This window comes from Burkholderia sp. AU45274, from assembly GCF_030482505.1.
In the GTDB taxonomy this organism is placed as follows: domain Bacteria; phylum Pseudomonadota; class Gammaproteobacteria; order Burkholderiales; family Burkholderiaceae; genus Burkholderia.
The window spans coordinates 100,579-125,023 of sequence record NZ_JAUJQE010000007.1 but is presented as its reverse complement, the minus strand read 5'-3'; the positions used below and the strand labels follow the sequence as shown (position 1 = coordinate 125,023).

Here is a 24,445-nt window from a genome sequence, read left to right as displayed (position 1 = left end):
CAATTGCACCGGCTGCAATGCGCAAATGGCAATCTTGGCGATAGCCGTTGCGATTGCGCGCGGCCCGGGATGCTCGGCCGTGGGTTGACGCGGCCGCGCCTGCCCGATTCAACCTCAAACCGGGCCAACCGGCGTCGGTGCCTGCGCGGCAATCAGGCGTTCGGCCTTCAGCACATCCCACAGCTCGGCCGGGATCGACATCGCCGCGAGACGCAGGTTGTCGTCGATGCGATCGGGCCGGCTCGCGCCGGGGATCGCGGCCGCGACGGCCGGGTGCGCGAGCGAGAATTGCAGCGCCACCGCGCGGACATCGACGCCGAATCGTTCGCAGATCCGGCGGATGCGCGCGACGCGGTCGAGCATGGCCTGCGTGGCCGGCTGATACTCGTAGTGAGTGCCGCCCGCGAGCACGCCCGAGTTGTACGGGCCGCCGACGATGATCCCGAGCCCGCGCGCGGCGCTTTCCGGCATCAGCCGTTCGAGCGCGCCGGCATGGTCGAGCAGCGTGTAGCGCCCGGCGAGCAGGAAACCGTCGGGGTCCGCACGTTCGAGCGCGCGTTCGCACGGCTCGACGCGGTTCACGCCGAGGCCCCATCCCTGGATCACCTTCTCGTCGCGCAGCCGCGTGAGCGCCTTGGCCGCGCCCGACATCGCGACGTCGAACACGTCGCGCCATGCGTCGCCGTGAAAGTCGACGGCCGGGTCGTGAATCCACACGGTGTCGAGCCGGTCGGTGCGCAGCCGCGCGAGGCTCGCGTCGATCGAGCGCAGCGTGCCGTCTTCGGTGTAGTCGTAGACGATCCGGTTCGGCAGCCCGTGGCGGAACAGGCCGCCTTTTTCGCCGAGATCGCGTTGCGATGCGTCCTCGTGTTCGTCGAGGACGAGCCGGCCGACCTTGGTGCCGAGCGAATACGCGTCGCGTGGGCGGCCCGCGAGCGCTTCGCCGAGGCGCAGCTCGGCGAGGCCGGCGCCATACAGCGGCGCGGCGTCGAAGTAGCGGATACCGCTTTCCCACGCTGTGTCGACCGTGGCCAGCGCTTCTTCGTGCGGGATGTCCCGGTACATGTTGCCCAGCGGCGCGGTGCCGAAACCCAGGCGGGAAGGGAGCGTGATTCTCATGAGCAGTCTCGGGTATGCCGATTCAGGCCGCGGCCTGGGCCAGCGTCGGATAGTCGGTCAGCCCGCGCTCGCCGCCGCCGAACAGCGTGTTGCGGTCGTGCGGTGTGAGCGCGGCACCGGTGCGCAGCCGCTCGGGCAGGTCGGGGTTCGCGACGAACGGGCGGCCGAACGCGACGAGGTCGGCCCAGCCGGCGGCGATCGCTTCGCGTGCGCGCTCGGCGGTGTACGCGCCGGCATAGATCAGCACGCCCGGGAACGCGGCGCGCAGTTGCCGCTTGAATTCGACCGGCATCAACGGCGCGTCGTCCCAGTCGGCTTCCGCGATGTGCAGGTAGCCGACGCCGAGTTCGCCGAGCAGCGTTGCAGCGGCGAGGTAGGTCGTTTCCGGATCGGCGTCGACGCAGCCGTTCAGCGTCGTCAGCGGCGCGAGGCGGATGCCGACGCGCGACGCGTCGCCCGTGCCGTCGATCAGCGCCTGCGTGACTTCGCGCAGGAAGCGCAGCCGGTTTTCGAGCGAACCGCCGTACGCATCGGTGCGCGTGTTCGCATTCGAGTCGATGAACTGGTTCACGAGATAGCCGTTCGCGCCGTGCAGCTCGACACCGTCGAAGCCGGCCTCGATCGCGTGGCGCGCGGCGGCGCGGTATTGATCGACGATCTCGCCGATTTCGTCGATCGTCAGCGCGCGCGGCTCGGACGCCTGCACGAAGCCCGGCGTGCTGCCGTCTTCACCGGCGATGAACACGTTCACGCCTTTCGCCTGGAGCGGCGACGACGACACCGGCTGCCGGCCACCCAGCAGGCTCGTGTGGCTCAGCCGGCCGACGTGCCACAGCTGCGCGAAGATCCGGCCGTGCGCGGCATGCACGGCGTCCGTCACCTTGCGCCAGCCGGCGACCTGCGACGGCGTGTGAATGCCGGGCGTCCATGCGTAGCCCTTGCCGAGCGGCGCGATATAAGTGCCTTCGCTGACGATCAGGCCCGCGCTCGCGCGCTGCGCGTAATACGCGGCCATCAGTTCGTTGGCTTCGTCGCCGGGCTGGCTGGCGCGCGAGCGCGTCATCGGCGGCATCACGATGCGGTTCGGCAGCGTCAGCGCGCCGAGTCGCAGCGGTTGGAAAAGCGGGTCCTGGGTCATGGTGCTGATGTCCTGTCGGTGCCGCGGCCTTCGGGCCGCGGTGAATCCAATGTGAGTGGCGGGTGGTGCGGTCAGTCCCACTTCGGCGCGAGGCCGGCCGGGTCGACTTCGCGGCCGTTGCGTTCGAGCGCGGCGATCTGCGCCATGTCTTCGTCGGTCAGGCGCAGCGTCTGCGCGAGCAGGTTGCTCGCGAGGTTCTCGCGCTTCGTCGACGACGGGATCACCGAGTAGCCGAGCTGCAGCGCCCACGCGAGCGCGACCTGGGCGGGCGTCGCATCGTGACGCTGCGCGATCGCGCCGATCACCGGATCGCCGAGCACCTTGCCGTATGCGAGCGTCATGTACGACGTGACGTGGATGCCTTCGGCGTTCAGGAATTCGACGAGCTTGCGGTTCTGCAGGTACGGGCTCAGCTCGATCTGGTTCGTCGCGATCGCGTCCTTGCCGACCGCCGCGATCGCTTCCTTCGTCAGGGCGATGTTGAAGTTCGAGATGCCGATCCGGCGCGTGAGGCCCTGCGCCTTCGCATCGGCGAGCGCGGTCATGAACGTGTCGAGTGCGACGCCGTTGTCGGGGGCCGGCCAGTGGATCAGCGTCAGGTCGACATGGTCGGTGCGCAGCTTGCGCAGGCTTTCCTCGAGGCTCGGCACGAGCTTGTCCGGTGCATAGTGGTCGACCCAGATCTTGGTCGTGAGGAACAGCTCGTCGCGGCGCACGCCCGATGCGGCGATCGCTTCGCCGACTTCGGCTTCGTTGCCGTAGATCTGCGCGGTGTCGATCGCGCGGTAGCCGACTTCGAGGCCGTTGCGGACCGAGTCGATGACCGTCTGGCCTTGCAGGCGGAACGTACCGAGGCCGAATGCGGGAATCTTGCTCATCAGGTGCTCCTGGGAGAGTGGAACGGGTTCGCTATGGAAGTCATTCTGGCGTTTTGGATTGGTGAGATAAACGCCGTTGCAGGTCAAAAATATTTGATCTGGAATCAAGTATCGCGAGTGGGTTCGGGCGGTTTCATGCAACGCGCTTCCGTACGTTTTCATCCGCGTGGAACACCGGCAGCACCTCTGCCGCGATCTCGGCCATCGTCTCGTCGAGCGGACGCAGGTTGCGGCGGAAATGCAGGCCGATGTGCCGCACACCCGCGTCGCGCATGGCCGCCAGCTCCCCGATGAGCGCGAGACGCCCCGCGCGGGCGCCGAAGCGGTGACGCTGCAGCGGCGCGTGCGGGTCGTCCGCGAGGTCGAGGTGGAGGAAGCTCACGTACGGCTTGTCGCCGGCCACCGCGCGCCAGTTCGCGGCGCGCTGCCGGTGGTCGTCCGGCGTGCCGGGATACGCGAGGCAGCCGTCCATGTGTTCGCCGATCCACGCGGGCGTTTGCTGCGCGAGACCGGCGACGAGCAGCGGCAGCGGCGCACGGGCGGCGGGCAGCACGTCGAGGCCGGGCGGCAGATGCCCGCGCGCGCCGTCGCGCAGCAGCGCGATCTGGTCGCGGAAATTCGCGCCGCGTGATGCGAAGTCGCGGCCGAACAGCGGATATTCGACCGGCCGGTCGCCGCTGGCGACGCCGAGCAGCAGGCGGCCGCCGCTCAGTTCCTGGATCGACGCGGCCGATTTCAGCGTGAGCAGCGGCTCGCGCAGCGGCAGCACGACGGCCGCCGTGCCGAGCAGGATGTCGTTCGTGATGCCGGCGAGGTAGCCGAGATACGAGAAGGTTTCGAACACCTGCGCGGCGTCGCCGAACGCCGGGTCGTACACCGGTACGTCGCGCACCCAGAGCGCACGGAAGCCGAGCGTGTCGGCCCGTTGCGCGAGGGTTGCGTGGCGCGCGAGGTCGGGTACGCCGGGGTAGCGACGGTCGTGCTGGCGCTTCGCGTTGCCGGCCGGCGACCAGTCGTTGTCGAGCGGCAGTTCGATGCCGATGCTGAAGCCGCCGTCGGCCAGTTTGTCGAGTGCGGTGAATGAAGTGGACATGGTCGGGCTCCGTTCAGATCGCGCGCAGGCTGCCTTCGAGCCGATAGAAATCGAGCGACGACGCGGTGAAGAACGACCGCGACGTGCCGGCGGCGAAATCGTCGATATGCACGACCGTCGCGCGGTCGGCTTCCTGCCACGAGATCGCGTAGGTATCGCCGGCGATGGGCTGCCACGTGTAGGCGACTTCGCCCTTCGCGCCCGCGTACGGGCCTTCGGTGATTTCGTAGCGCATGTGGCGGCCGTCGTCGTCGTACGCGTTGAGCGCGGTGAGGCCGTCGTAGCGCACTTCGAACGTCTTGCCGGCGAATGGCGGGCGTGGGGTCGATGCGTTCATGTGTGCAAACTCCTGCAAGAAAGTGACGTTCAGTGCGCGAGCTGGACGGGTTCCGCCGTGCGTTCCGGCAGGCCTGCGCTGCGATCGAGGCGACCGCTCAGGGCGGTGAGCGCGAATGCGCCGAGCGTGACGGCTGCCGCGATCCACGGCGTATGGCCGAGGCCGACGTGCGCGACGATCACGCCACCGAGTGCCGAGCCGCCCGCGACGCCGAGGTTGAACGCGGCGATGTTGAAGCCGGATGCGACATCGGTGGCGTCAGGCGCGAAGTGCCGTGCCTGCTTCACGACGTACACCTGCAGGCCCGGCACGTTGCCGAACGCCACCGCGCCCCACGCGAGCATCGTCAGCACGGCGAGCCATTTGACGTGGATCGTGAAGGTGAGCGCGAGCAGCACGATCGCGAGCAGCAGGAAGATCCGCTTGAGCGCCTTCACGGGGCCGACGGCGTCCGCGAGCTTGCCGCCCCACACGTTGCCGAACGCGACCGACACGCCGTAGCCGACGAGCACGAGGCTGACCTGCGACGGCGTGAAGCCGGCGATCTGCTCGAGCAGCGGGGCCATGTACGTGAACGCGATCAGCGAGCCGCCGTAGCCGACGGCCGTCATCGCATAGACCAGCAGCAGGCGCGGTTGCGCGAGCACGCGGAACTGGCGGGCGAGCGGCGCGGGCGCCGTTTGCGGCAAGCCGCGCGGCACGAAGGCCACCGCGCCGACGAACGCGACGAGGCCGAACAGCGCGACGACCAGGAAGGTTGCGCGCCAGCCGAAGTGCTGGCCGATGAAGGTGCCGAGCGGAATGCCGGCGACGAACGCGACGGTCATCCCGCTGAACATCGTCGCGATCGCGCTGGCGGCCTTCTCCTTCGGCACGAGCGTGGTCGCGATGATCGAGCCGACCGAGAAGAACACGCCGTGCGCGAGGCCGGTGAGAATGCGCGCGACGATCAGCGATTCGTAGCCGGGCGCCTGCCACGCGACGAGGTTGCCGACGGTGAACAGCGCCATCAGCGCGGCGAGCAGGGTCTTGCGCGGCACGCGGCCGGTGAGCGCGGTGAGGAGCGGCGCGCCGATCGCGACGCTCAGTGCGTAAAGGCTGACGAGCAGGCCGGCGGACGGCAGGCTGACGCCGAGGTCGGCGCCGATCGTCGGGATCAGCCCGACGATCACGAATTCGGTGGTACCGATGGCAAATGCGCTGATGGTCAGCGCAAGCAGGGCGAGTGGCATGACGGGTGCTCCAGGGTCCGGTGAGGATGGAGCGCAGTGTGCCGACTTTACTTTTGCCGAAAAACAGGTCTATAAACCAAATTGTTTTGATTTGAAATCAAGAATGCAGCGATGAAGATTACGCTCGACGAACTCCAGGCCTTTGCCGCCGTGGTCGACTCCGGTTCGATCACGGCGGCCGCGCAGCAGCTCGACCTCACGGTGTCGGCGACGAGCCGCACGCTCGGGCGGCTCGAGGAGAAGCTGAAGACCACGCTGCTGCGCCGGACCACGCGCCGGCTCGAGCTGACCGAGGAAGGGCGCGCGTTCCTGCAGGATGCGCGCGCGATCATCGAATCGGTCGAGACGGCGGAAGAGCAGATGCTCGCGCGGCGCGAGATGCCGTCCGGGCGGCTGCGCGTGGATGCGGCGACGCCGTTCATGCTGCACGTGATCGTGCCGCTCGTGCGCGGCTACCGCGAACGCTTCCCGAAAGTCGAGCTGGAACTGAACAGCAACGAGGGCATCATCGACCTGCTGGAGCGGCGCACCGACGTCGCGTTCCGGATCGGCCGGCTGAAGGATTCGACGCTCCACAGCCGCCGCATCGGCGCCAGCCGGATCCGCATGCTCGCGAGCCCAGAGTACGTGGCGGCGCACGGCCAGCCGCGCAAGGTGGAGGATCTCGACAAGCACACGCTGCTCGGCTTCACGCAGCCCGAATCGCTGAACGTGTGGCCGATCCTCGGCACCGACGGCGAGCCGTGCCGCATCGAGCCGGGCATCCGCTCGTCGAGCGGCGAGACGCTGCGGCAGCTCGCGCTCGATGGCGCGGGCGTCGTCTGCCTGTCGGATTTCATGACCGCGCAGGATCGCGACGCGGGCCGGCTCGTGCAGGTGCTCGCGCGCCAGACGCTGGAGGTCGAGCAGCCGATCCACGCGGTGTACTACCGCAATACCGCGATCTCGTCGCGGATCGCGTCGTTCGTCGATTACCTGATCGAAGCGCTGGGCGGCAGCGGCAGCGATGCGCCGGGGCGGCGCAAGGCGGCGTCGTGGATGGAGCCGCGGTAACGGCGGCCGGGACGACGGGGCGGGTTACGCCCCGTGCGGTTTGACGTGCGATCCGGCGTACCCCACTGGGGCACGCCGTCGCGTGGCGGTTACGCCTCTTCGGACCACGACATCCCGTCGCGCGCGAGCAGCGCCGACGAAGCCGCGGGCCCGAACGTGCCGGCCGTGTACAGGCGCGGCCGGTCGCCGAGCTGCTTCCAGCCGTCGAGGATCGGCTCGACCCACGACCATGCGGCTTCGAGCTCGTCGCGGCGCATGAAGTGCGTGAGGCGGCCGCGGATCACGTCGATCAGCAGACGCTCGTACGCTTCCGCGCGCCGCTCCGGAATCGCCTGCTGCAGGTCGAGGTTCAGGCTCACGGGCACCATGTTCATCCCGCTGCCTGGTTCCTTCGCGAGCATCTGCAGCTGGATCGACTCTTCCGGCTGGAGCTGGATCACGAGACGGTTGCTGTAGTGGCGCGGGCCGGTCGGGATGATCGAGAACGGCATGTCCGCGAACTCGATCACGATTTCCGACTGGCGGCGCTGCAGCCGCTTGCCGGTGCGCAGGAAGAACGGCACGTTCGCCCAGCGCCAGTTGTTGATGTGCGCGCGCAGCGCGACGAAGGTTTCCGCGCGGCTGTCCGCCGGCACGTTGTCTTCCTCGAGATAGCCCTTCACCGGCTGGCCGTCGACCGCACCGGCCGTGTACTGGCCGCGCACCGTGTCGCGCGCGACGTCGGCCACCGCCATCGGCCGCAGCGAGCGCAGCACCTTCAGCTTCTCGTCGCGCACCGCGTCCGGGTCGAGCGACACCGGCGGCTCCATCGCGACGATGCACAGCAGCTGCAGCAGGTGGTTCTGCACCATGTCGCGCAGCGCGCCGGTATGGTCGTAGAAGCCCGCGCGGCTGCCGACCCCGACCGTCTCCGCCACCGTGATCTGCACGCTGCGGATGCTCGGCGCCTGCCACAGCGGCCCGAAGATCGGGTTGCCGAAGCGCAGCACCATCAGGTTCTGCACGGTTTCCTTGCCGAGATAGTGGTCGATCCGATAGATCTGCGATTCCTCGAAGTGCTTGCCGACCGCATCGTTGATCGCCTTCGCGGACGCGAGATCGTGGCCGAGCGGCTTTTCGAGGACGACGCGCGAGTGCTTGTCGACGAGATGCGCGGCCGACAGGTTGTCGCAGATGGTGGTGAACAGCTCCGGCGACGTCGACAGGTAGAACACGCGGATCGCATCGCCGCGCGCCGCTTCCGCGAGCCGCAGGTAGTCGTCCGGCGCGTTCACGTCGATCAGCACGTACTTGAACAGGTCGAGGAAGCGGCTCCAGGCCGCTTGATCGAACGCCTTTTCGTCGATGAACGGACGCGACTGCTCGTCCATGAACTTGCGATAGCCGTCGATGCCCCAGTCGCGGCGGCCGACCGCGATGATGCGCGTCTCGGGCGGAAGGTTGCAGTGCAGATGCGCCATGTACAGCGCGGGCAACAGCTTGCGGGCGGCCAGGTCGCCGCCGCCGCCGAAGATGATCATGTCGACGGGCCGGTCGGCTCCGGTCTGGGTAGGCTGATTCGTCATGGGAGGTTCGCGGTGTGAAACGGGGAACGTGAAACGAACGTCGGAGGCGTCGGGCGCCGGTACGGCAAAACCCTAATAGTGCACGCTTTTGATGGATTGCGTGCGTGTCCGTTTACTGTTGCGAAGCGGCCGGGCGGCGTATTGCCGTCGAAGGGACAGGAGTGAGCGCTGACATCGGGTTGGCTCGCCGGGAGCGGCGAGCGGCCGTTCGGCCCCAGCGCGTGAGGGCGGGCGTCGGCTGGCGCCGCCCGCGTGCGGCGATCGACGGGCGCGGCGGTTGTTTCAACCCGCCTGTTCCACCAGCGCCTGCACGTCATGCCCGGCCTTCGCGATGGCCGCTTGCACCGCCTCGGCGCCCAATACGGTGCCTTCCATGCGCACTTCGCGGATGTCGCTCAACCCGATGAACCCGAGCAGATGCTTCAGATAGCCGGACTGGTAGTCGAACGGTGCATACGGGCCTTCCGAAAAGACGCCGCCGCTGGCGGTGACCAGATAGACCTGCTTGCCTTCCACCGTGCCGGCGACGCCGCTTTCGCCATAGCGAAACGTGACCTGCGGCCAGATCACGCGGTCGAACCACGCGCGCAGCTGCGTGGACGGGCCGAAGTTGGTCATCGCGGAGCCGATCACGACGATGTCGGCGGCGCGCAATTCGTCGACCAGCGCTTGCGCCAGCTCGACGGCCTGCGCTTGCTCCGCGTTGCGCGCGTCCGGCGGCAGCATGCGGCCGACGATGTAAGCATCGTCGATATGCGGCAGCGGATCGGTGGAGAGATCGCGCAACGTCACGGTGCTGTTTGCGTCGCGCGCCGCGAGTTGCCGCGCGAGGTCGTGCGCGACGCGCGTGGACAGGCTGTCGGTGCTGCGGGGGCTGGAGGTGATCAGCAGGATGCGGCTCATGAGCGTTCCTTTAGGGATAAGATGAGAACCCGGTAACTTTTGATGACTGAGTTACCAAAAAGCATGTGGAATGCTAGGGTTCGCGCCCGGGCCCCACAAGAACGCACAGGGTTGTGCCCCAGTCACATCGATGTTCCTGCCACCATGCCCCGACCCAGCGACGACGACTGCCAGATGACACGCCAGATCCTCGACCGGATCGGCGACAAATGGAGCCTCTACATCATCGCGACGCTGAACGACGGTTCGCGGCGCTTCAACGAGCTGAAACGCGAGATCGAAGGGATTTCGCAGCGCATGCTGACGCTGTCATTGCGCGGGCTGGAGCGCGACGGGCTGGTCACGCGGACGGTGTTCCCGACGATTCCGCCGCGCGTCGACTATGCGCTCACGCCGCTCGGCGCAACGCTGCTGGAGCCCGTGATGACGCTCGTCAGGTGGGCGGAGAAAAACAAGGAGCCGATCGCGCAAGCGCGCGAGCGTTTCGACGAGGCGGCCGAGGCGGCGCCGAAGCCGGGCGAGGGCGTCGTTTACCGCAGTCGCTAGGGGCGGAACGCGGCCGCCCGCCGCGTCCCCGAACGTCGCGTGCGCTCAGCGCCCCAGCGCATAGAACTCCGCATTCGGCCGCATGTTCGTCACGTTCGCGATGCGGTTGGACATGCCGAAGAAAGCCGAGATCGCCATGATGTCCCACACGTCTTCTTCGACGAAGCCGTGCGACTTGAGCGCGTCGAAGTCCGCTTCGCCCACCCGATGCGCGGCCTGTGACACCTTCATTGCGAAGTCGAGCATCGCCTTCTGCCGGGCGGTGAGATCGGCCTTGCGGTAGTTGGTGGCGACCTGGTCGGCGATCAGCGGATCCTTCGTGCGAATGCGCAGGATCGCCCCGTGCGCGATCACGCAGTACTGGCACTGGTTCGCGCTGCTGGTGGCCACGACGATCATCTCGCGCTCGGCCTTGCTCAGGTTGCCCGGCTTGTCCATCAGCGCGTCATGGTAGGCCATGAACGCGCGAAACTCGTCCGGGCGATGCGCCAGCGTCAGGAATACGTTCGGGATGAAGCCCGACTTCTCCTGGACGGTCGCAATGCGTTCGCGAATGTCCTCGGGCAAGTCTTCGAGCGCGGGCACGGGAAAGCGGCTGATGGGGGCGGTGTGTGCGGCGGTCATGAGGTCTCCTGGATAACGTGGCGCGGGCGTACTCGCTGCGCGAGCCGCCGTCCGAATGAAGCAGCGTGGGTGATCGTCAGCGGCGTCACGCGTTGACGTCGACGACGACGCGGCCGCGCACCTTGCCGTTGATCAATTCCCCGGCAAGTGGGATGACGTCGCCCAGGCCGACCTGGTGGCTGATCGCGCCCAGCTTCCCGACGTCGAGGTCGGACGCGAGCCGGCGCCACGCTTCCAGGCGGTCGGCGCGCGGGCACATGACGCTGTCGATCCCGACGAGCGTGACGCCGCGCAGGATGAACGGCATGACCGTCGCGGGGAAATCGAAGCCCGCGGCCAGGCCGCAGGCGGTCACGACGCCGCGGTAGCGCGTGGTCGCGCACACGTTGGCGAGCACGTGGCTGCCTGCCACGTCGACCGCGCCGGCCCAGCGTTCCTTGCCCAGCGGCTTGCCGGGCTCGCAGAATTGCGACCGTTCGAGGATCTCCGCCGCGCCGAGCTGCCGCAGGTAGTCGGCATCGGCGGGGCGGCCCGTCACTGCGACCACGCGATATCCCAGCTTGGAGAGGATGGCGGTGGCGACGCTGCCCACCCCGCCTGCCGCGCCGGTCACCACGATCTCACCGTCGTCCGGGCGCACGCCGTGTCGCTCCAGCGCCATCACGCACAGCATCGCGGTGTAGCCCGCCGTGCCGATGGCCATCGCCTGTTGCGGAGAAAAGGCGGACGGCAGCGGCACCAGCCAGTCGCCGTCGACGCGGGCCTTCTGCGCGAGGCCGCCCCAATGCGTTTCGCCGACGCCCCAGCCGTTGAGCACGACCTGATCGCCGGGGCGATAGTCCGGGTGCGTGCTCGCTTCGACTTCGCCAACCAGATCGATGCCGGGCACCATCGGGAACTTGCGGACCACCGGGCTTTTGCCGGTGATCGCCAGCCCGTCCTTGTAGTTCAGTGTCGAATAGCCCACGCGTACCGTCACGTTGCCGGCGGGCAACTGCGCGTCGTCCAGCGTCTGGAGCCGGGCCTGCTGGCCGGTTTCATGCCTGTCGATCACGATGCCTTGAAACATGTGTCCTCCTTTCTAGACCGATCGTCTAGTTAATGGCAAAAAAATTCAGCGGTGCGGGAGTCCATTGAAGAAGAACTGCGCGAACAGGGTCAGTGGTTTGTCGCTGCGCTCCAGCTTCGCGCGCAGCACGGCGCCTTCCCAGCCGATCCAGAAGAATGCGGCCAGCTCGGCGGGGTCAGCCGAACCGGCCAGTTCACCGGCTTGCTGCGCGGCGGCCAGGCATTCGGCGAGGCGCCGTTGCCAGTCCTCGAACGTGGTGCGCAGGCGTTCGCGGAAGCTTTCCGGCAGCGTGCCCATTTCCTGTCCGAGGTTACCGATCAGGCAGCCGCGGCTGTACGCGTAGCGGGCCATGCCGTCGCGGGCGTCGCCGATGAATGCGCGTACGCGCTGCAGCGGCGAGCGTGCCGGGTCGCTGAAATGGCGGTCGAGCTTGCGGGCGAAGAATTCGGCGTAGCGGTCGATCAGTTCGAGGCCGAACGCGTCCTTGCTGTCGAAGTAGTGATAGAAGGAGCCCTTCGGCACGCCGGCGCGCCCGAGGATCTCGTCGAGCCCGGTGGCGGAAAAGCCCTTTTCGGTGAGGATCTCGAGCCCGGTGCGCAACAGCATGTCACGCGTGGCGACGAGGTCGTCGTGCTGCTTGGGTGGCCTGCCGCGGCGGCGAGGCGGATCGATTCGAGCGTCCATGGCGGAATAATAGACCGTTCGTCTCGAAAATCAATGGGTCGTGTGCGGAGCCGGTCGGACGGGCCGTCGCGTCGGCGCTGCGCTGCGGGTGTCACGCCCCGGCCCGCGCGTGGCGTCGTGCGAACGTGTCCGCGGTCAGGCGACGAACGGTGCGTCGACCTGGATCCTGCCTGTGTCAAGGCGGCGATCAGCTGCCGTACATGTGCTCGCAGAGCGCGACACTCGCGCCCAGCTTCCGCGACAGATCGGCGGCCGCATCCAGCTGCGGTCGATCCAGCTCGCCCGACTCGTGCGCGACACTGAGGCGGGATGCCGGACCGGAAAGCGTCAGCGCCGCCATGAACTTGTCGCCGGCGCCGAAGACCGGCACCGCGAACGCTGCCGTGTGCACATCGCGCGCACCCGCGGTGAAGAGGGGGAGTGCCGGCGGTTTGTCATAGATCGGTTCGCCGAGCCCCCAGAAACGGATCACCTGGCTGATGGCCGTGTCGTCGAGCGGCAGCATCGTCCCCGCGAGCCGCGTTTCACGCAGGCCTTCGGACGGCTCGACCCGAAACAGGCAAAGCCGCTGCCCGTTGTCGTGCACGTAGTACGATGCGCTTTCTTTCGTGAGCGCGGCCAGCGCATGCAGCGCCGGTTCCACCACCGTGGATAGATGGAAAGACTGCTCGTACAGCTTGCCGAGGTACAGCACGCGGTGCCCCAGCGAATAGTTGCCGGACTGCGCGCGCACGACATAGCCCATTCGCTCAAGCGAGTTCATCAGCCGATAGACCGTCGTCTTGTGCATGCCGGATGCCTGCGACAGCGTCGCGAGCGATTGCGATTCGGCGCCGGGCTTGAAGCAGTCCAGCAGCGCAAGCGCCTTTTCCACGGCAACGACCCCGTCGTTTCCCATTTCTTCTCTCCCGTCGACATTCACTCGGAATTGTACAGAGTAAAACGCTGGTTTACCACGTAAAAGGGTAAACGCCAGTGCCCTGACGCATGCCCTCTGGTTATAGTGATTTCACCATGTACACCAGTGTTGTACAGAGTACAACGCACAACCCGAGGTCGAATCATGAGCAACCCATCCGCCAGCACTTCTCCGATCACTCGCGACATCGAACGCGTCTCGCCGGAACTCGTTCAGGCGGCCGCGCGCTACCAGGCCGCGATCCTGGCCGACGTCGCGGGCCGTCGCGGCACGGTGCATGGCCGTGTGCGGCCGTTGTCGCCGAAGATGAAGGTCGCCGGCCCCGCGGTCACGGTCGAAGTCCGCGCGGGCGACAACCTGGCGATCCATGCGGCGCTCGCCGTCGCGAAGCCGGGCGACGTCGTCGTGGTCGACGGCAAGGGCGACATCTCGTGCGCGCTGCTCGGCGAAATCATGGCGGCGCAGGCGAAGGCGAGCGGCATCGCCGGCATCGTCATCGACGGCGCGGTGCGCGACGCGCACGAACTGGCCAACGGCGACTATCCGATCTTCTCGGCCGGCCTCAATCCGTGCGGCCCGACCAAAAGCATCGCGGGGCGCGTGAATGCGCCGATCTCGCTGGGCGGCACGGCGGTGAATCCGGGCGACCTGGTGGTCGGCGACGCCGACGGCGTCGTCGTCATTGCGCGCGCCGACGTCGCGCGTATCGTCGATCTGGCGCAGAAGAAGCTCGACGTCGAAACCGCGCGCATCGCAGCGATCCACAAGGGCGACCTTCGTCCGGGCTGGGTCGAGAAGGAGTTGCGCGCAGCCGGCATGCTGGCCGAAGGCGAGGCACTGTGATGCAGGCCGCTTCGCACAAGCCCGTGGTCCTGGTGACCGCCGCCGACCTCGCGCCGCAAGCGCTCGAGATGCTTGCGCAGTTCGACGTCGTGTTCGCCGGCAAGCAACCGACCGAGGACGACATCGTGGCGCTCTGCGCCCAGCACAAGCCGGTCGCGATCGTCGTCCGGTACGGCAAGATCAACGCCCGCATCATGGACGCCGCCGAAAACCTGCGGGTGATTTCGAAGCACGGCAGCGGCATCGACGTGATCGATCAGGACGCCGCTGCCGTGCGCGGCATCGCGGTGCGCGCCGCGGTCGGCGCGAATGCGGCCGCCGTCGCCGAGCACGCCTGGGCGCTGCTGCTCGCGTGTGCGAAGTCGGTTCCGCAGCTCGATATCCGCATGCGCGAAGGCCATTGGGACAAGTCGACGCACAAGTCCGTCGAGCTCGACGGGCGCACGCTCGGCCTCGTCGGGCTCGGTGCGATCGGCCGGCGCGTGGCCGCGATCGGCGCGGCGTTCGGCATGAAGGTGCTCGCATTCGATCCGTTCGCGAAGGAAGCGCCCGCCGGCGTGAAGCTCGTGCCGCTCGACACGCTGTACGCGGACTCGGACGTCGTGTCGCTGCATTGTCCGTTGACGGCCGACAACCGCCGGATGCTCGACCGCGACACGCTCGCGCGTTTCAAGCGCGGGGCGATTCTCGTCAATACCGCGCGCGGCGGCCTGATCGACGAAGCCGCGCTTGCCGACGCGCTGGCGAGCGGCCACGTGCGTGCGGCCGGGCTCGACAGCTTCGACGTCGAGCCGATGACGGTGCCGCACCCGTTCCAGCAGATCCCCAACGTGATCCTGTCTCCGCACATCGGCGGCGTGAGCGATGCCGCGTACGTGAACATGGGCAAGGGCGCGGCCGCCAACATCCTCGCGGTGCTCGACGAACGCGCGCACAGCGCGGCTTGAACCCAGGACATCGAGGTACGCATGTTTTATCTGACGAACCCCGACGTGCGCGAAGCCGACGTGTTCACGCGCATGCCGGAAAAGTTTCGCAAGCCGGACGTCCGCACGGAATGGGCGCGCGCGAATCGCGGCGGCATGGTCACGGATTCCTTTCTCGAAGGGCCGGTCTGGGATCCGGACGGCTATCTGTTCGTGACCGACATTCCGCACGGGCGCATCTTCCGCATTTCGCCGTCGGGCGACTGGGAGCTCGTCGTCGAATACGACGGCGAGCCCAACGGGATGAAGCGCTTCGACGCAGCGCACCTGATCATCACCGACTACCGGAACGGCCTGATGCTGCTCGATATCGAGCGCGGTGAAATTCGCCCCTATCTCGAGCGCCGCAACACCGAGCGCTTCAAGGGCGTGAACGACCTGACGTTCGACTCGGCCGGCAACCTTTATTTCACCGACCAGGGGCAGACCGGGCTGCACGATCCGACGGGCCGCGTGTATCGGCTCTCGCCCGACGGCAAGCTCGACATGCTGGTCGGTACCTGCCCGAGCCCGAACGGGCTCGTCCTGTCACGCGACGAGAAGGTGCTGTTCGTCGCGATGACGCGCGGCAATGCGGTGTGGCGCATGCCGCTGCAGGCCGACGGATCGGTCACCAAGGTCAGCCCGTTCTTCACGTCCCACGGGCCGAGCGGCCCCGACGGTCTCACCGTCGATCTCGAAGGCCGCCTGTTCGTCGCGAATCCGGGGCTCGGCCGCGTGTGGGTGCTCAACCACTGCGCGGAGCCCGTCGAGATCCTGACCGGGCCGAAAGGGGCATCGCTCACGAGCGTGTGCTTTGGCGGCGCCGACATGAAGACGCTCTTCATCACCGAATCGACGTCCGGTTCGGTCCTGAAAGCGGACATGCGCATTGCCGGCCCGTTGCCGAAACAGGCCGCGAACAAGGACTGAAACCCGCGAACCGGGAAGCCGCTCACCGGTTTCCCGCCCGTATGCCGAAAGATCGCGCCGCCAGTCGCGCGACGAAGGAGACAAGCATGACCATTTCGCACGCGCTGCGTGCCGGCGATGACGCACCGCGTGCCGACGCATCGTCCGTGGAGCGCCTGGGCGGCGATGATTACGCGGCCAGCGAGCGCACGCTCGCGAAGGCGTTCCGGCGCATTCTGCCGTTCATCTTCGTCTGCTACGTGATCAGCTATCTCGACAGGACCAACGTCGGTTTTGCCGCGCTCACGATGAACAAGGACCTCGGTCTGACGGCCGAGCAGTTCGGTGTCGGTGCCGGCCTGTTCTTCATCGGCTACTTCCTGTTCGAGATTCCGAGCAACCTGATCATGCAGAAGGTCGGGGCGCGCGTGTGGATCGCGAGAATCATGATCACGTGGGGCCTGTTCTCGATGGCGACGGCGTTCGTCACCGGACCGAAAAGCTTTGCGGCGGCGCGCTTTCTGCTCGGGCTCGCCGAGGCGGGGTTCACGCCCGGCATCTACCTGTATTTCACGCACTGGTTTCCCGGCAAGTGGCGCGCGAAGGTGACGGCCGCGTTCCTCGTCGGCATCCCCGTCGCGAACATGATCGGCTCGCCGATTTCCGGTGCGCTGCTCGAACTCGGCGGCCTGCACGGGCTGCGCAGCTGGCAGTGGCTGCTGCTGATCGAAGGCGTACCGGCCGTGATGCTCGGCATCGCGTGCCTGTTCGTGCTGGCCGACCGTCCCGAGAAAGCCGCGTGGCTCAGTGACGAAGAGAAGGCGTCGCTCGCGAAGCGCCTCGCGTTCGAGCAGCGCGACATCGGCGCGAAGCACGGCAGCAAACTGCGCGACGCGATGACGAACTGGCGCGTGTTCGTGCTCGCGTTCATCAACTTCTGCGGGATCGTCGGCTCGCTCGGCGTCGGCTTGTGGATGCCGCAGATCATCAAGCAGTTCGGCGTCGAACACGCGGTGGTCGGCTGGCTGACGGCCATTCCGTATGCGATCGGTGCCGGTGTGATGCTCTGGTGGGCGCGTCTTGCCAATCGCGCGGCCAACCACATTCCGTATGTCGCCGGTGCGCTGGCGGTTGCCGCCGTGGCGTTGTGCGCGAGCGCCTTCATTCATGCGCCGGTTTTCAAGCTGATCGCACTGTGCGTCACGGTGAGCGGGATCCTCGCGTTCCAGGCGACGTACTGGGCCATCCCGTCGGGATTCCTCACCGGCCGTGCCGCCGCGGGCGGACTCGCGCTGATCGTGTCGGTCGGCAATCTCGGCGGCTTCGTCGGGCCGTCGCTGATCGGCGCGCTCAAGCAATTCTCCGGCGGCTTCACCGCGCCGCTCATCGCCGTGTCGGGTGTGCTGCTGCTCGGCGCGTTGACCATCGCGTGGCTCGGCGATCCGGGCTCGGGCGCCGGCGAAGCGCCTGTCGCCCGCGAACCGTGAATTTTCCTTCGTCAGCCGCACCCATAAAAAACAGTTTGGAGACTCCATGTTGTCGAATCAGGCCAGCCGCAATACCCGCCCCACATCCCGCTTCATGCTCGGCGTCATCACGGTCGCGAGCGCGACTTCGTGGTGCGGCGGCGCCCATGCAGAAAGCAGCGTCACGCTGTACGGCATTGCCGACGTCGGCATCGAGCACATCAACAACACGAGCACCGGCGGCGCGCAGACGCGCGAAGCGTCGGGCAATCTGTCCGGTTCGCGCTGGGGACTGAAGGGCGTCGAGGATCTCGGCGGCGGCATGAAGGCCATTTTCCAGCTGGAAGACGGCTTCAACATCAATGACGGCACGACCGCGCAGTCGACGAAAGGCCTCGGTTCGAATGCCGCCACGACGTCGCGGATTTTCGGCCGGCAGGCGTGGGTCGGGCTGGCGTACCGGGGCCAGCAACTGACGTTCGGCCGCCAGAATGCGCTCTTCTACGAACAGGCCGTGGCCTTCGACCCGATGGGCGCGTCGTCGCGGTATTCGTTGCTGTCGCTCGACTACGCGGCGGCCGCGCGTATCGACAATTCAGCGAAGTACACCGGCGTGTTCGGTCCGCTGACGGCGCAGGCCATGTACAGCACCCGCTACGACACCGGGTACGGCGCCGAGGTGCCGGGCGCGCAACTCACCGGCCGCTTCTTCAGCGGGGCGCTGACCTTCGCGCAAGGGCCGCTCGCCGCGAGCGTGTCGTACGAGCAGCGCAACAGCAACACCGTCGCGACGAACACGGGCACCGAGCGTCGCGCGACGGCCGCCGCGTCGTATGCGATCGGGCCGGTGAAGGGATTCGCCGGCTATCGCTACCTCCATGCGTCGAACGCGTTCCTGCCGGCGAACCCGATCCGTGTCGCGAACGGTTCCGAAGCCAGTGCGGCGAACCTGTACTGGGCCGGCGCGCAATACGCGGTGTCGCCGGCGTTCGTGGTCACGGCAACCGCCTATTACCAGGACGTGCATTCGACCAGCGCCGACCCGTGGCTCGCCGTGCTGTGTGCCGACTATCTGCTGTCGAAGCGCACCGATATCTATGCGACGGCCGGTTTCGCGCGCAACAAGGGCGGTTCCGCGCTCGGCGTGAACGGCTACGGCACGGTCGCACCCGATCACAACCAGACGGGCGTGGTGATCGGCATGCGCCAGAAGTTCTAAGGCGAGCGCGATGCAGACCGTTCACGCGCCCCATCTTCCCGTCAGGCCCGAGTGGCTCGCCTTGCGCGACGAGCCGGTGCTCGAACCCGAGCTGGCCATCGTCGACGCCCATCATCACCTGTGGGATCGACAGACCGGTCGCTATCTCGCGGACGAGTTCGGTGCGGACGTGCGCAGCGGACATCGGATCGTGTCGACGGTCTACGTGCAGTGCCGCTCGATGTTGCGTGCGAGCGGGCCGGAAGCGTTCAAGCCGGTGGGCGAAGTGCAATTCGCGAGCGGCGTCGCCGCGATGTTCGACAGCGGCGCGTACGGCCCCACGCGATGCTGCGAGGCCATCGTCGGCGGCGCCGATCTGTCGCTCGGCGCGGAACTCGACGCGGTGCTCGACACGATGCTGCAGGTGTCCGGCGGGCGACTGCGCGGGATTCGCAATCCGCTCGCGTGGCATGCGAGCCCCGACGTGCGGTCGAGCCCGGTGACGCCGCCGCGCGACCGGATGTCGGATCCGGCTTTCCGGCGGGGCGTGGCGACGCTCGGTCGCTACGGGCTGTCGCTCGACACGTGGGTCTATCACACGCAGCTCGACGACCTGCACGAACTCGCGCGCGCATGCGAGCACGTCACCGTCGTCATCGACCATTTCGGCGGCCCGCTCGGCGTGGGTCCCCATGCCGGCCAGCGCGCGGAAGTCCATGCGCAATGGAAGCGGCAACTCGCGCGTCTCGCCGCGTTGCCGAACACGCGCATGAAGCTCGGCGGCGCGGGCATGACCGTGTTCGGCTTCGACTTCGCCGCGCGCGACCTGCCGCCATCGTCGCAGGAACTGGCGGCGGCGTGGCAGCCGTATTTCGACACGTGTGTCGAACACTTCGGCGTCGAACGCTGCATGTTCGAAAGCAACTTCCCCGTCGACAAGGGGATGTTCGGCTATCGCGTGCTGTGGAACGCCTTCAAACGACTCGCGTCCGCGATGTCGGCCGATGAAAAGGCTGCGCTGTTCAGCCGGACGGCCGCATCGACGTATCGCATCACGCTTCCCGGAGACAACCCATGAAGACGAGTGCAACCGTGGCGACGCAGGACATGACGTCCGCAGCCGCGGAAAAAGGGCTCACGCGCGTGACCGGTATCGAGTGGCGTTCGCTGTCGCTCGCGGGGCTCGGCTGGACGTTCGAGAGCTACGATTCGTTCCTGTTGTCGCTGCTGCTGCCGACGCTCGCGCTGCAGTTCGGGCTGAGCAAGGCGCAGCTCGGCATGTTCACGAGCGTCACGGCGGCCGGACAGATCGTCGGCGGCATCCTGTTCGGCTTCGTGTCGGACCGGATCGGGCGCGTGCGCACCGCGCTGCTCTGCGTCGGCATCTACTCGCTGTTTTCCGGCCTGATCGCATTCGCGCCCGACGCGCACGCGTTCGCCACGTTGCGCTTTTTCGGCGCGCTCGGCATGGGCGGAACCTGGACCGCCGGCGCGGCGCTCATCGCGGAGACCTGGCACCCGAGCCGGCGCGGCAAGGGCGGCGCGCTGATGCAGATGGGCTTGCCGATCGGCGCGATTCTCGCGATCGCGATCTCGGGCATCGTCGGCGCCGCGCATGGCGGACTGGCCGGCGACAGCTGGCGTCTGCTGTTCCTGATCGGCGCGTCGCCGTTCTTCATTCTGTTCTGGGTTGCGCGCAAGACGCCGGAATCGCCGATCTGGCTCGAACGCCGGCACGCGAAGTCGCCGGCCCGCAAGCGCGACACGGCAAGTCGCGAGAAGCTGAACGTGCGCGGCCTGCTCACCGCTTTCTGCTTCATCTTCTTTCTGCAGTACCTCTACTGGGGCGTATTCACGTGGACGCCGACGTTCCTCATCACGGTAAAGCACCTCGACTTCGTGCATAGCCTGAAGTTCGTGCTGGCGCTTCAGTTCGGTGCGATCGCCGGGTTCCTGCTGTTCTCGGCATGGGTCGACCGGCTCGGCCGGCGGCCGATGTTCCTGGCCTACCTGCTGGTCGGTGCGCTGGCCGTCGGCGTGTACATCGTGTCGGCGAATCCGTTGCTGCTGATGGCCGCGATCTTTCTGACCGGCTTCAGCGTGAACGGCATCTTCGCGGGTGCCGGCCCGTTCCTCGCGGAAATCATCGGCAACACGGCATCGCGCGGGTTCTTCATGGGCCTCGCGTACAACGGCGGCCGGCTCGGCGGTTTCATCGCGCCGTTGGTCATCGGTGCGCTGGCGTCGACGTCGGGCGGCTTCGTGCTTGGACTCGCGACGACGATCGTCGCGTTCATCGCCGCGGCGGCGGTCGTGCTGTTCGCGCCCGAAACGCGCGGAAAGGCGCTGTCATGAACGTGGCAACGCAGGCGGGGTGGGTGAACAGGCTGTTTCCTGCGCTGTCGGAGGCGTCGCTGCGGCGCTACCTGAGCGGGCAGGTCGCGTCGGTGCTCGGCAGCTGGACGCAGAACGTCACGCTGAATCTGCTGATCTATCACCTGTCCGGCTCGGCGGCGATCCTCGCGCTGCTCAACTTCCTGCTGTACGGGCCGCAGCTGATCGTCGCGCCGGTGGCGGGCTCCCGCATCGGCTCGGCCAACGCGCGCCGCGTGACGTTATGCGTGTTGACGACGTCGCTGCTGCTGACGGGCAGCCTCTTCACGTTGTCGCTGCTCGGCCTGCTCGGCGTGAAGCTGATCCTCGCGCATGCGCTGGCGATCGGCGTGTCGAGCGCGGTGGAAACGCCGGCGCGGCAGGTGCTGCTGCTGACGAGCCTGCAGGATGCGACCCATACCTCCAACGCGGTCGCGATGAACACGATGGTCTACAACGTCGGGCGCATGGTCGGCCCGACCATCGCCGGCGTCGTCTATCCGACGCTGGGCCCCAGGACGTCGTTCGCGATCTATGCGCTCGCGCTGTGCTTCATGGCGGCGTGCGTGCGGTCGATCCGGGCGGCGACGGCGGACCGCCCGTCGCGCGCGGAGAGCGGCCTGCGCGACGCGGTCGGCTACGTGCTGTCCGATGCGTTCTCGGCCCGCTATCTGCCGATTCTCGCGTGCATCGGCCTGTTCGCCGGCAGCTACCAGACGCTCGTGCCGCTGCTCGCGGACCAGGGCTTTCACGACGCGGCGCGCTTTACCGGCGTGTTCTTCGCGTGCGCCGGCGCCGGGTCGTTGAGCGCGGCGGTGCTGCTGTCGTCGGCGCTCGGGCCGCGTGCGTCGCACCGGTTCATCGCGTATGCGCCGTGGACGGCCGTCGGCGCGCTGGCCGTGCTGGCCGCGACCACCGATGCGGCGGGATCGATCCCCGCGTTCTATGCACTCGGCTTCAGCCTCACGTTCGCGGCCACGTCGACGAACGCGACCATTCAGCGCCAGTGTCCGGATCACGTGCGCGGGGGGCTCGTCGGGATGTACGGCATGGCCTACAACGGCACGATGCCGTTCGGTTATCTGCTCGTCGGCAGCGCATCCGAGGCGCTCGGTGTGCGACACACCTTCGCCGCCATGGCCGCCGTGCTCGCGTGCGGCGTCATCGCGGTCATCGCGTGGCAACGGTTCACAGAAACGCGCTCAGGCGCACAATAAACGGAGACAACATGCACACCGGTTTCATGGAAGCGTCCGCGATCGAGCGCCGGACCATACGCAAGGTCGTCTGGCGACTCATTCCCTTTTTGATGATCTGCTACCTGCTTGCCTTCATCGACCGGGGCAACGTCGGGATGGCGTCGCTGCAGATGAACCATGACCTCGGGATGTCGGCGCAGGTCTTCGGTTTCGGCAGCAGCCTGTTCTTCATTTCATACTTCTTTTGCGAAGTGCCGAGCAATCTCGCGCTGCAGAAATACGGCGCGCGGATCTGGATCGCGCGGATCATGATCACGTGGGGCATCGTGTCGGCGGCGACCGCGCTCGTGCACAACGCGACGACGTTCTACGTGCTGCGTTTCCTGCTGGGTGCGGCCGAGGCCGGCTTTTTCCCTGGCGTGCTGCTTTATCTGTCCTACTGGATTCCCGCGCAGTATCGTGCGCGGATCGTCGCGACGTTCATGGTCGCGATTCCGGCCGCGAGCTTCATCGGCTCGCCGATCTCCGCGCTGCTGTTGCAGATGGACGGCGTCTGGGGCCTGCGCGGATGGCACTGGCTGTTCATCCTCGAAGGCGTTCCGACCGTGCTGCTCGGCGTCGCGTGCCTGTTCGTGCTGACGAACAAGCCGGACGACGCCAGGTGGCTCGACGACGACGAGCGCGCATGGCTCACGACCGCGCTGGCCGCCGGCCACAAGACACGCAAGAAAGTGCCGTCGCTGCCGCTCACGCAGCTGTTCCGCAACCGCTACGTGCTGTGCCTCGCGCTCGTCGACACGTGCGCTTCCGCGGCAGGCAGCACGCTGTCCGTGTGGCAGCCGCAGCTGCTGAAGTCATTCGGCTTGACCGTCATGGAGACCGGCCTGCTGAATTCGGTGCCTTACGCGGTGGCCTCCGTCCTGATGGTCTACTGGGGCCGTCGCTCGGACCGCGTCGGCGAACGGCGCTGGCACACGGTCGTGCCGATGCTGCTGATCGGCGTGGGCCTGTTCGCGACGTCGCTGAGCGGATCGCTGCTGCCGACGGTCTGCATGCTCTGCGCGGTGCTGGTCGGCGCGTATTCGTTCAAGGGTCCGTTCTGGGCGCTGGCGACCGACATGCTGTCCAACAGCACCGTGGCGGCCGGGCTCGCGACGGTCAATGCGATCGCGAACCTGCTTGGCGGCGGGCTGATGGTGAACGTGTACGGGTGGGTGAAGGCGGCGACCGGCAGCTACGCGCTCGCGTTGATGCCGCTCGCGATCCTCACGCTCGTGAGCGTCGCGACGCTGCTGCTGCTCACGCGCAATCATTCGGCGGGCAAGCTGGTCGGCAAGACGGAGACCATCTGATCATGGCGCGCATCGCGAGACGCGAATTTCTCCGGATCGCCGGCGCGACGCTGGCTTCGGCTGCATTGCCGAGGTTGGCCGCGGCCGACGAAACGTGGTCGAGCGGCATCGAGCGGCCGGCGTTTCGGCTGCCCGATGGGGCGATCGACTGCCACATGCACATCTACGACGACCGCTTCCCGGTCGCGCCGGGCACGACGCTGCGCCCGCCGAATGCGACCGTCGCGCAATACCGGCGCGTGCAGACGCGCGTCGGCGTGAAGCGCAACGTGGTCGTGACGCCGTCGACGTACGGGACGGACAACCGCTGCACGCTGGCGGCGCTCGCGCGGTTCGGCGGCGACGCCCGCGGCGTGGCCGTCGTCGACGGCACCGTGAGCGACGACGAACTTCTGGCATTCGATCGTGGCGGCATCCGTGCGATCCGGTTCAACCTGAGCTATCCGGGCGCGACGACGCTCGACATGCTGGCGCCGCTCGCCGCGCGCATCGCGAACCTCGGATGGCATATCGAGCTGGTCGTGCAGGGGGCGCGGCTGCCTGAGCTGGAGCGTCACCTTGCGGTGCTGCCTTGTCCGCTCGTGATCGACCATATCGCGCATGTGCCGCAGCCCGGCGGCCTGTCGTCGGACGCGTTTCGCACCGCGCAACGCCTCGTCGAAAAGGGCCATACGTGGATCACGTTGTCGGGGCCGTACGTCGACAGCAAGACGGGCGCGCCTGCCTACGACGACGTCGCGCCGGTCGCGAAGGCGCTGATCGACATGGCGCCGGAGCGCATGCTGTGGGGCTCCGACTGGCCGCACCCGACGCAGAAGTCGGACAAGCCGGACGATGCAGGCTTGCTGGACGTGATCGCGGGCTGGATCGGGCGTGCGGACTGGCAGCAGCGGATATTCGTCACGAACCCGGCGAAGCTGTACGGATTTGCCTAGATCGAAAGCCGCGTGTCCAAACCGGGGAATCAGCACTAACCC

The 24,445-nt window shown here is 67.4% G+C and carries 24 protein-coding genes; 12 read left to right on the top strand and 12 right to left on the bottom strand.

Annotated elements, in window-relative coordinates:
* Positions 1-114 precede the first annotated feature (114 nt).
* From QZM35_RS24565 to QZM35_RS24540, 6 genes are all read right to left on the bottom strand, one after another.
* Entirely contained in the window at positions 115-1,119 is a 1,005-nt protein-coding gene (locus tag QZM35_RS24565; RefSeq protein WP_301776981.1) for an aldo/keto reductase, read from the bottom strand.
* 22 nt (positions 1,120-1,141) lie between these two features.
* The gene (locus QZM35_RS24560) at positions 1,142-2,257 is read right to left on the bottom strand and encodes an alkene reductase (RefSeq protein ID WP_089433414.1); all 1,116 of its coding nucleotides are present in this window, start codon (positions 2,255-2,257) and stop codon (positions 1,142-1,144) included.
* 71 nt (positions 2,258-2,328) lie between these two features.
* Positions 2,329-3,135, bottom strand: coding sequence for a 2,5-didehydrogluconate reductase DkgB (gene dkgB / locus QZM35_RS24555; protein WP_089428939.1), 807 nt, complete (start codon positions 3,133-3,135; stop codon positions 2,329-2,331).
* Between the two features lie 133 nt (positions 3,136-3,268).
* The gene (locus tag QZM35_RS24550; protein ID WP_174974088.1) at positions 3,269-4,228 is read right to left on the bottom strand and encodes an LLM class oxidoreductase; all 960 of its coding nucleotides are present in this window, start codon (positions 4,226-4,228) and stop codon (positions 3,269-3,271) included.
* A gap of 13 nt (positions 4,229-4,241) precedes the next feature.
* Positions 4,242-4,565, bottom strand: a complete 324-nt coding sequence (locus QZM35_RS24545; RefSeq protein WP_089428941.1) for an adenylate cyclase — start codon at positions 4,563-4,565, stop codon at positions 4,242-4,244.
* 29 nt (positions 4,566-4,594) lie between these two features.
* Positions 4,595-5,797, bottom strand: a complete 1,203-nt coding sequence (locus QZM35_RS24540) for an MFS transporter (RefSeq protein ID WP_039349950.1) — start codon at positions 5,795-5,797, stop codon at positions 4,595-4,597.
* Between the two features lie 111 nt (positions 5,798-5,908).
* On the opposite strand from QZM35_RS24540, the gene QZM35_RS24535 reads away from it, so the two are divergent.
* Positions 5,909-6,850, top strand: coding sequence for a LysR family transcriptional regulator (locus QZM35_RS24535; RefSeq protein ID WP_089428942.1), 942 nt, complete (start codon positions 5,909-5,911; stop codon positions 6,848-6,850).
* Positions 6,851-6,939: 89 nt separating this feature from the next.
* Here the strand turns inward: QZM35_RS24535 and zwf are convergent, their stop codons facing one another.
* Positions 6,940-8,415 (bottom strand): glucose-6-phosphate dehydrogenase, encoded by a 1,476-nt coding sequence (gene zwf / locus QZM35_RS24530; protein ID WP_089428943.1) that lies wholly within the window; start codon positions 8,413-8,415, stop codon positions 6,940-6,942.
* A 282-nt stretch (positions 8,416-8,697) separates the two neighbouring features.
* Positions 8,698-9,318 (bottom strand): FMN-dependent NADH-azoreductase, encoded by a 621-nt coding sequence (locus QZM35_RS24525; RefSeq protein WP_089428944.1) that lies wholly within the window; start codon positions 9,316-9,318, stop codon positions 8,698-8,700.
* A gap of 111 nt (positions 9,319-9,429) precedes the next feature.
* Between QZM35_RS24525 and QZM35_RS24520 the strand changes: the two genes are divergently transcribed.
* The gene (locus tag QZM35_RS24520; RefSeq protein ID WP_301777065.1) at positions 9,430-9,864 is read left to right on the top strand and encodes a helix-turn-helix domain-containing protein; all 435 of its coding nucleotides are present in this window, start codon (positions 9,430-9,432) and stop codon (positions 9,862-9,864) included.
* Positions 9,865-9,909: 45 nt separating this feature from the next.
* Here the strand turns inward: QZM35_RS24520 and QZM35_RS24515 are convergent, their stop codons facing one another.
* The 4 genes from QZM35_RS24515 to QZM35_RS24500 all read right to left on the bottom strand — a co-directional run bounded on the left by QZM35_RS24515 (position 9,910) and on the right by QZM35_RS24500 (position 13,139).
* Entirely contained in the window at positions 9,910-10,488 is a 579-nt protein-coding gene (locus QZM35_RS24515; RefSeq protein ID WP_089433411.1) for a peroxidase-related enzyme, read from the bottom strand.
* Positions 10,489-10,573: 85 nt separating this feature from the next.
* On the bottom strand, positions 10,574-11,557 hold the full coding sequence (locus QZM35_RS24510; protein WP_301776980.1) for an MDR family oxidoreductase: 984 nt from the start codon (positions 11,555-11,557) through the stop codon (positions 10,574-10,576).
* Positions 11,558-11,602: 45 nt separating this feature from the next.
* The gene (locus QZM35_RS24505) at positions 11,603-12,241 is read right to left on the bottom strand and encodes a TetR/AcrR family transcriptional regulator (RefSeq protein ID WP_301776979.1); all 639 of its coding nucleotides are present in this window, start codon (positions 12,239-12,241) and stop codon (positions 11,603-11,605) included.
* Between the two features lie 187 nt (positions 12,242-12,428).
* Entirely contained in the window at positions 12,429-13,139 is a 711-nt protein-coding gene (locus QZM35_RS24500; RefSeq protein WP_301777064.1) for an IclR family transcriptional regulator, read from the bottom strand.
* Between the two features lie 165 nt (positions 13,140-13,304).
* On the opposite strand from QZM35_RS24500, the gene QZM35_RS24495 reads away from it, so the two are divergent.
* From QZM35_RS24495 to QZM35_RS24450, 10 genes are all read left to right on the top strand, one after another.
* A complete protein-coding gene (locus QZM35_RS24495) occupies positions 13,305-14,003 on the top strand; it encodes a methyltransferase (RefSeq protein ID WP_089428950.1) in 699 nt (232 codons plus the stop codon).
* Complete coding sequence (locus QZM35_RS24490) at positions 14,003-14,950, top strand: NAD(P)-dependent oxidoreductase (RefSeq protein ID WP_089428951.1); 948 nt, start codon at positions 14,003-14,005, stop codon at positions 14,948-14,950. Before QZM35_RS24495 ends, QZM35_RS24490 begins: the two co-directional genes overlap by 1 nt.
* A gap of 21 nt (positions 14,951-14,971) precedes the next feature.
* Entirely contained in the window at positions 14,972-15,901 is a 930-nt protein-coding gene (locus tag QZM35_RS24485; RefSeq protein ID WP_089428952.1) for an SMP-30/gluconolactonase/LRE family protein, read from the top strand.
* 86 nt (positions 15,902-15,987) lie between these two features.
* Positions 15,988-17,367, top strand: coding sequence for an MFS transporter (locus tag QZM35_RS24480; protein WP_301776978.1), 1,380 nt, complete (start codon positions 15,988-15,990; stop codon positions 17,365-17,367).
* Positions 17,368-17,413: 46 nt separating this feature from the next.
* Positions 17,414-18,565 carry a porin gene (locus QZM35_RS24475; protein WP_089428954.1) on the top strand — a complete coding sequence of 384 codons (1,152 nt, stop codon included), beginning with the start codon at positions 17,414-17,416 and terminating at the stop codon, positions 18,563-18,565.
* A gap of 10 nt (positions 18,566-18,575) precedes the next feature.
* Positions 18,576-19,622: an amidohydrolase gene (locus QZM35_RS24470; RefSeq protein ID WP_301776977.1), complete on the top strand. Its 1,047-nt coding sequence runs from the start codon at positions 18,576-18,578 to the stop codon at positions 19,620-19,622.
* On the top strand, positions 19,619-20,899 hold the full coding sequence (locus QZM35_RS24465; RefSeq protein WP_301776976.1) for an MFS transporter: 1,281 nt from the start codon (positions 19,619-19,621) through the stop codon (positions 20,897-20,899). Before QZM35_RS24470 ends, QZM35_RS24465 begins: the two co-directional genes overlap by 4 nt.
* Positions 20,896-22,134 (top strand): MFS transporter, encoded by a 1,239-nt coding sequence (locus tag QZM35_RS24460; protein ID WP_089433404.1) that lies wholly within the window; start codon positions 20,896-20,898, stop codon positions 22,132-22,134. The genes QZM35_RS24465 and QZM35_RS24460 overlap by 4 nt, the downstream gene beginning before the upstream one ends.
* Positions 22,135-22,145: 11 nt before the next feature.
* Positions 22,146-23,468, top strand: a complete 1,323-nt coding sequence (locus QZM35_RS24455; RefSeq protein WP_206147092.1) for an MFS transporter — start codon at positions 22,146-22,148, stop codon at positions 23,466-23,468.
* A gap of 2 nt (positions 23,469-23,470) precedes the next feature.
* Complete coding sequence (locus QZM35_RS24450; protein ID WP_301776975.1) at positions 23,471-24,403, top strand: amidohydrolase; 933 nt, start codon at positions 23,471-23,473, stop codon at positions 24,401-24,403.
* Positions 24,404-24,445: the final 42 nt, after the last annotated feature.

Excerpts from the sequence above, each read along its gene's own strand:
- QZM35_RS24455 (WP_206147092.1), top strand. The coding sequence starts at position 22,146 with ATGCACACCGGTTTCATGGAAGCGTCCGCGATCGAGCGCCGGACCATA.
- QZM35_RS24465 (WP_301776976.1), top strand. The coding sequence starts at position 19,619 with ATGAAGACGAGTGCAACCGTGGCGACGCAGGACATGACGTCCGCAGCC.
- QZM35_RS24490 (WP_089428951.1), top strand. The coding sequence starts at position 14,003 with ATGCAGGCCGCTTCGCACAAGCCCGTGGTCCTGGTGACCGCCGCCGAC.
- QZM35_RS24495 (WP_089428950.1), top strand. The coding sequence starts at position 13,305 with ATGAGCAACCCATCCGCCAGCACTTCTCCGATCACTCGCGACATCGAA.
- QZM35_RS24525 (WP_089428944.1), bottom strand. The coding sequence starts at position 9,318 with ATGAGCCGCATCCTGCTGATCACCTCCAGCCCCCGCAGCACCGACAGC.
- dkgB (WP_089428939.1), bottom strand. The coding sequence starts at position 3,135 with ATGAGCAAGATTCCCGCATTCGGCCTCGGTACGTTCCGCCTGCAAGGC.
- QZM35_RS24540 (WP_039349950.1), bottom strand. The coding sequence starts at position 5,797 with ATGCCACTCGCCCTGCTTGCGCTGACCATCAGCGCATTTGCCATCGGT.
- QZM35_RS24450 (WP_301776975.1), top strand. The coding sequence starts at position 23,471 with ATGGCGCGCATCGCGAGACGCGAATTTCTCCGGATCGCCGGCGCGACG.
- QZM35_RS24515 (WP_089433411.1), bottom strand. The coding sequence starts at position 10,488 with ATGACCGCCGCACACACCGCCCCCATCAGCCGCTTTCCCGTGCCCGCG.
- QZM35_RS24565 (WP_301776981.1), bottom strand. The coding sequence starts at position 1,119 with ATGAGAATCACGCTCCCTTCCCGCCTGGGTTTCGGCACCGCGCCGCTG.
- QZM35_RS24545 (WP_089428941.1), bottom strand. The coding sequence starts at position 4,565 with ATGAACGCATCGACCCCACGCCCGCCATTCGCCGGCAAGACGTTCGAA.
- QZM35_RS24535 (WP_089428942.1), top strand. The coding sequence starts at position 5,909 with ATGAAGATTACGCTCGACGAACTCCAGGCCTTTGCCGCCGTGGTCGAC.
- QZM35_RS24475 (WP_089428954.1), top strand. The coding sequence starts at position 17,414 with ATGTTGTCGAATCAGGCCAGCCGCAATACCCGCCCCACATCCCGCTTC.
- QZM35_RS24560 (WP_089433414.1), bottom strand. The coding sequence starts at position 2,257 with ATGACCCAGGACCCGCTTTTCCAACCGCTGCGACTCGGCGCGCTGACG.
- QZM35_RS24480 (WP_301776978.1), top strand. The coding sequence starts at position 15,988 with ATGACCATTTCGCACGCGCTGCGTGCCGGCGATGACGCACCGCGTGCC.
- QZM35_RS24500 (WP_301777064.1), bottom strand. The coding sequence starts at position 13,139 with ATGGGAAACGACGGGGTCGTTGCCGTGGAAAAGGCGCTTGCGCTGCTG.
- QZM35_RS24505 (WP_301776979.1), bottom strand. The coding sequence starts at position 12,241 with ATGGACGCTCGAATCGATCCGCCTCGCCGCCGCGGCAGGCCACCCAAG.
- QZM35_RS24550 (WP_174974088.1), bottom strand. The coding sequence starts at position 4,228 with ATGTCCACTTCATTCACCGCACTCGACAAACTGGCCGACGGCGGCTTC.
- zwf (WP_089428943.1), bottom strand. The coding sequence starts at position 8,415 with ATGACGAATCAGCCTACCCAGACCGGAGCCGACCGGCCCGTCGACATG.
- QZM35_RS24485 (WP_089428952.1), top strand. The coding sequence starts at position 14,972 with ATGTTTTATCTGACGAACCCCGACGTGCGCGAAGCCGACGTGTTCACG.
- QZM35_RS24470 (WP_301776977.1), top strand. The coding sequence starts at position 18,576 with ATGCAGACCGTTCACGCGCCCCATCTTCCCGTCAGGCCCGAGTGGCTC.
- QZM35_RS24510 (WP_301776980.1), bottom strand. The coding sequence starts at position 11,557 with ATGTTTCAAGGCATCGTGATCGACAGGCATGAAACCGGCCAGCAGGCC.
- QZM35_RS24460 (WP_089433404.1), top strand. The coding sequence starts at position 20,896 with ATGAACGTGGCAACGCAGGCGGGGTGGGTGAACAGGCTGTTTCCTGCG.